Raw genomic sequence first — 5,161 nt, forward strand, 5'->3', positions numbered from 1 at the left:
CGGCTCGTATCGGCAGTACGACAACACCGAGATCCGCGACGGCGACTGGCTGCCCCAGGCCTATGTGGGCTTCAACCAGCTGCATGATTTGGGGCCGCAGACCAGCAACACCGTCACCCAGGAACTGCGTCTGACCTCGCCGGCCGACCAGACCCTGACCTACGTGGTGGGCGCCTATTACTCCCGCGCCGAAACGGACCGGACCTTCACCCGCAACAACATCGTCTGCACGCTTGCGCCCACGCCGACGGTGCTGACGCCCTGCACGGCGCCGGGAACGGTGATCACCCGCCCGTCGGGCACAGCCACCTTCGGCTCGGTGTTCACGAACTACGCGCTGTTTGGTCAGGGCGAAGCCAACCTCACCGACCGGTTCCGGCTGATCGCGGGCCTGCGCTTCACCTCAGACGAGCTGTCGGTCAATCACCAGCGCGTGTCGCCCCTCACCGGCCCCGGCATCCAGCCCAGCTTCGGACCGTTCACCGCCAGCACGTCGAACGACAACCTGTCGGGCAAGGCCGGGGCGCAGTTCGACCTGAGTGACGACTCGACCGCTTACGCGACCTACTCGCGGGGCTACAAGGGTCCGGCCTACAATGTCTTCTTCAACCTGACGGCCACCGGCACGAACGTCATCGAGGCCGAGACGGCGGACAGCTTCGAAGTGGGTCTGAAGAACACCCTGCTCGACGGCCGGTTGATCCTCAATCTCGCCGCCTACTACGCGACCTACGACAACTTCCAGGCCAACAACCCCGACCTGGTGGCGGGCGTCGTGGTGACGCGCTTCACGAATGCGGGCACGATCTCGACGCGCGGCGGCGAACTCGACTTCCTGTTCCGTCCCATGGCCGATCTGAATGTGTCGGGCGGCCTCGCCTACACCGACGCAAAGGTCGATCAGTTCAAGCTGCCCACCAACGGCGTCATCACGGGCGTGATCCCGTCGGGAACGCCCCTGGCCTATGCGCCCAGGTGGAAGGGTTCAGTGGCGATCGACTACCGCATTCGCGACGTGGGCCCGGTGGACGTCATCCTGGGTGCGCAGGGGTCGTTCCAGTCGAAACAGCTCAGCCAGTTCGACGCCAACGCGGCTGTGCGCAACGTCACGACCATCGGCGGCTATGGGCTGGTGGACCTTTCCGTGGGCATCGCCGACCGTGAGGACCGCTACCAGATCACCGCTCAGGTGAAGAATCTGTTCGACGAAAGCTTTGCCTCGGCGATCACCAGCGGCGGACCGGGCGGCAGCTTCCGCTACCTGATCCCGCGTGAGGCGGATCGCTACTACGGCGTGACCGCGCGCCTGAACTTCTGACGACGTGGGCCCGGAGCCGTGGGGCGCCGGGCCCGCTCGTTGCCGGAGCGCGATCGGTCAGGCGAGGCGGGCGATCACCGCAGCGGCCTCGGGTGCACAGGTCAGCGCGGCTGCCAGCAGGAGAGAAATCATCGGATGTCCACCAAATGTTTGCGCGGTGGCGATCCTTGCGCCCTCTCTCATAGCGTCTAATTTGTTCGCGGTGAGTTGCGGGGTGGGGGGCGGAGCAGCGTGGATGTCGAGGCGTTCATTCGACGATGGTCCAAACTCGAAGGCGGCGCAGAGCGGGCGAACTATGCCATGTTCCTCACGGAACTCTGTGCGCTCATTGGCGTCCCTTCACCCGACCCAGCCAGTGCTGACGTCCGGAACAATAACTACGTCTTTGAGCGCGCCGTTCGCCCCCGCGCCAGCGACGCCCTGACCGCGCCGAAGCGTATCGACCTCTACAAGCGGGACGCCTTCATTCTGGAGGCCAAGCAATCCCGCCTGCCCGGCGCCAAGAACGCCCTGCCGGGCCAGCTGAGCATGTTGCCCGACGAACCCGAACAGCTCGGCCGTCGCAGCGCTTCGCCACGCTGGGACGTGATGATGCAGAACGCGCGCAAACAGGCCGAAGGCTATGTCTTCCTCCTCGATGCCGACCACGCAGCGCCCCCCTTCATCCTCACCTGCGATGTCGGCCACTGCTTCGAGCTTTATGCCGACTTTACCGGCACCGGCCGCGCCTACGGCCAGTTCCCCGACCGTAAGGGCTACCGGATCTATCTGGAGGACCTGCGCAAGGAGGAGGTGCGCGGCCTCCTCAAGACCATCTGGACTGACCCGCATAGCCTGGATCCGACCAGACAGTCGGCCCGGGTCACCCGCGATATCGCTGCCCGCCTCGCCGCCGTCAGCAAGCGCCTGGAGGACAACGGCGCCAACGCCGAGCATGTTGCGCACTTCCTGATGCGCTGTCTGTTCACGATGTTTGCGGAGGACACCGACTTGCTGCCCAGGGGTAGCTTCCGCCAGCTCCTGGAAAAGTCGGTCGCCGATCCCAGGCACTTCCCGCACCGCCTCAAACAGCTCTGGAGGGACATGGACACCGGTGCGGAGTTCTCGGCGATCATCGACGCCCGGGTCCGACACTTCAACGGAGGCCTGTTCAGCGACACAATGGTCTTTGAGCTGGGGCAGGCGGAGATCGGCGAACTCCTGGCCGCCGCTAGCGCCGACTGGACCCAGGTTGATCCCGCCATCTTCGGCGCCCTGCTGGAGCAGGCGCTGGACAAGGAAGAGCGCAAGCGGCTCGGCGCCCACTATACCCCACGTTCCTATGTCCAGCGGCTGGTTGACGTCACGGTGATGGAGCCGTTGCGCGCCGATTGGGAAGCCGCCCTCACCAGGGCCCAGGCCGCTAAGGACGCCGCCAAGGACGCCGACGCCGTCGAGATCGTCCGCGCCTTCCACCACCAGCTCTGCACCACCCGCGTTCTCGACCCTGCCTGCGGCACCGGCAACTTCCTCTATGTGACGCTGGAGCTGATGAAAAAGCTGGAGGGCGAAGTCATTCAGACCCTCTCTGCCCTGGGCGAGCGCCAGTCGAGCCTGGCCATCGCCGGCGAGAGTGTGGATCCGCACCAGTTCTTGGGCTTGGAACTCAACCCCCGCGCGGCGGCCATCGCCGAGCTGGTGATCTGGATCGGCTATCTGCAATGGCACTATCGCAACCACGAGAGCCATCCCGCCGAGCCTATCCTGAAGGCCTTCAAGAACATCAATTTCGGCAACCATGCCGGCTATGACGCCGTGCTGACCTGGGACGGTTATCCCCTTCCCAGCGTGGTCGAAAAGGATGGCAAGCGGGTCGAGACCTATCCCAATCCGAGACGTCCGGACTGGCCGGAGGCGGAGTTCATCGTCGGCAACCCGCCCTTCATCGGCGGCAAGGACCTGCGCTCCCGCATGGAGCCCGGCTACGCCGAGGCGCTCTGGGCGGCGCACAAGGACATGAACGATAGCGCTGACTTCGTGATGTACTGGTGGGATCGGGCGGCGGAAATCCTTGGCCAAAAGAAGTCCAAGACCCGGCGGATAGGTTTCGTGACCACCAACTCGATAAGCCAGCCCTTTCAGAGACGGGTGATGGAGCGGCACCTGAACGCCAAATCGCCGATCTCTCTGATTTTCGCCGTGCCAGATCATCCCTGGACCAAGGCCTCCAAGGACAGCGCAGCCGTTCGGATCAGTATGACCGTTGCCCAAGCCGGATCGCGAGAGGGTCAGCTTTGGGAAGTCGTCCAGGAAAGCGGACTGGACACCGACGAGCCTTCGCTCGCCTTCAAGGTAATCCTTGGCCAGATTAACTCCGACCTTTCGGCGGGCGTAGATGTCACGAAGGCCGCCGCGTTGAGACCAAACGAAGGGTTATGCTCGCCTGGAGTTAAGCTCCACGGATCGGGCTTCATCGTGACGCCGAATGAAGCTGAGCACCTTGGTCTTGGCAGACGCCCGGGGCTTGAGCAGCACGTCCGGCCCTATCGCAACGGCCGCGACCTCGCCAGTAGGCCTCGCGGAGTCATGGTCATCGACCTCTTCGGACTCGGTGAAGCAGAGGTTCGTCAAAACTATCCGGAGATATACCAGCATCTGATTTTGTCGGTGAAGCCTGAGCGTGATCTCAACAATCGGGAGGTCTATCGTGAAAACTGGTGGATATTTGGGGAACCAAGGCGAGAATTGCGACCCGCCCTCGAAGAACTCGATCGCTATGTGGTCACGATAGAAACCTCGAAGCACAGGACTTTCCAATTCCTTGACACCGATACCATACCCGACAACATGCTCGTTGTTGTGGCCACCGATGATGCGGCCGTCCTCGCGATCCTCTCAAGCCGGCTTCATACAACTTGGGCTCAGATCCTCGGAGGATGGCTCGGCTATGGGAACGATCCGCGGTACACGAAGTCCCGTTGCTTCGACCCCTTCCCCTTCCCTGACCTGCCCGAGGCCCTCAAGATCCGCCTACGCGCCCTCGGCGAAGAACTCGACGCCACCCGCAAGCGGGTCCAGGCCGAACACCCTGACCTCACCCTGACCGGCCTTTACAATGTGCTGGAGAAAATCCGCGCCAGCGCCGCCCTCACCCCGGCCGACGAGGACGTCAAGCAGCGCGGCCTGATGCTGATCCTCAAGGAATTGCACGATCAGATCGATGCCGCGACCGCCCAGGCGTATGGCTGGCCCTCGGACCTGACCGACGAACAGATCCTCGAACGCCTTGTGGCGCTGAACGCCGGGCGCGCGCGCGAAGAGGCCGCCGGCCACGTGCGCTGGCTGCGCCCCGACTATCAGACCCCCCGCTTTGCGAAGGGGGCCAAAGCTATGACCGGCGACCTCGACCTCGGCGAGACGGTGGTCGCCCTCGACAAGGGCCTGCCCGACTTCCCCAAGGACCCCTATGAGGCGCCGCTGGCCATTGAGCGGCTGCTGATCGCCGCCGGACGTCCCATGGACGCCGCCGAACTGGCCCGTGGCTTCAAGCGAGGCGGAAAGCGCATCGAACAGCGCATCACCCAGGCCCTGACGACATTGGCCCGCTACGGCAACATCATCGCGCTGGACGGTGGTCGCTATGCGTCCCGCCGGGTCGCATAGGGAAGTTCAGTTGGCCCGTATCTCTGACCTTCCAGCCTAGTGATTCTGATTGGCGGCCCGGGAGGGACTCGAACCCCCGACCTTCGCTTTAGGAAAGCGCTGCTCTATCCTGCTGAGCTACCGGGCCTGGCCGCGCGGAGCGATGCCACGGGCTTCGGCTGGCGCCAAGCCCGGAAAAACCAGGCGTCTCAGGACGCCGGC

General features: G+C 64.1%; 2 protein-coding genes and 1 tRNA gene. 2 read left to right on the forward strand and 1 reads right to left on the reverse strand.

All coding sequences use genetic code 11. The features are described from left to right. Both INE98_RS10970 and INE98_RS10975 read left to right on the forward strand, forming a co-directional pair. The coding region (locus tag INE98_RS10970; RefSeq protein WP_293538907.1) for a TonB-dependent receptor at positions 1-1,318 on the forward strand (1,318 nt) is incomplete at its 5' end. Positions 1,319-1,549: 231 nt separating this feature from the next. After that, positions 1,550-4,960, forward strand: coding sequence for a DNA methyltransferase (locus INE98_RS10975; RefSeq protein ID WP_293538909.1), 3,411 nt, complete (start codon positions 1,550-1,552; stop codon positions 4,958-4,960). A gap of 50 nt (positions 4,961-5,010) precedes the next feature. Here INE98_RS10975 and INE98_RS10980 read toward each other — a convergent pair. Further along, a tRNA-Arg gene (locus INE98_RS10980) sits at positions 5,011-5,087 on the reverse strand. Positions 5,088-5,161: the final 74 nt, after the last annotated feature.

The sequence above is a fragment of the Phenylobacterium sp. genome, assembly GCF_020253645.1.
Lineage (GTDB): Bacteria > Pseudomonadota > Alphaproteobacteria > Caulobacterales > Caulobacteraceae > Phenylobacterium.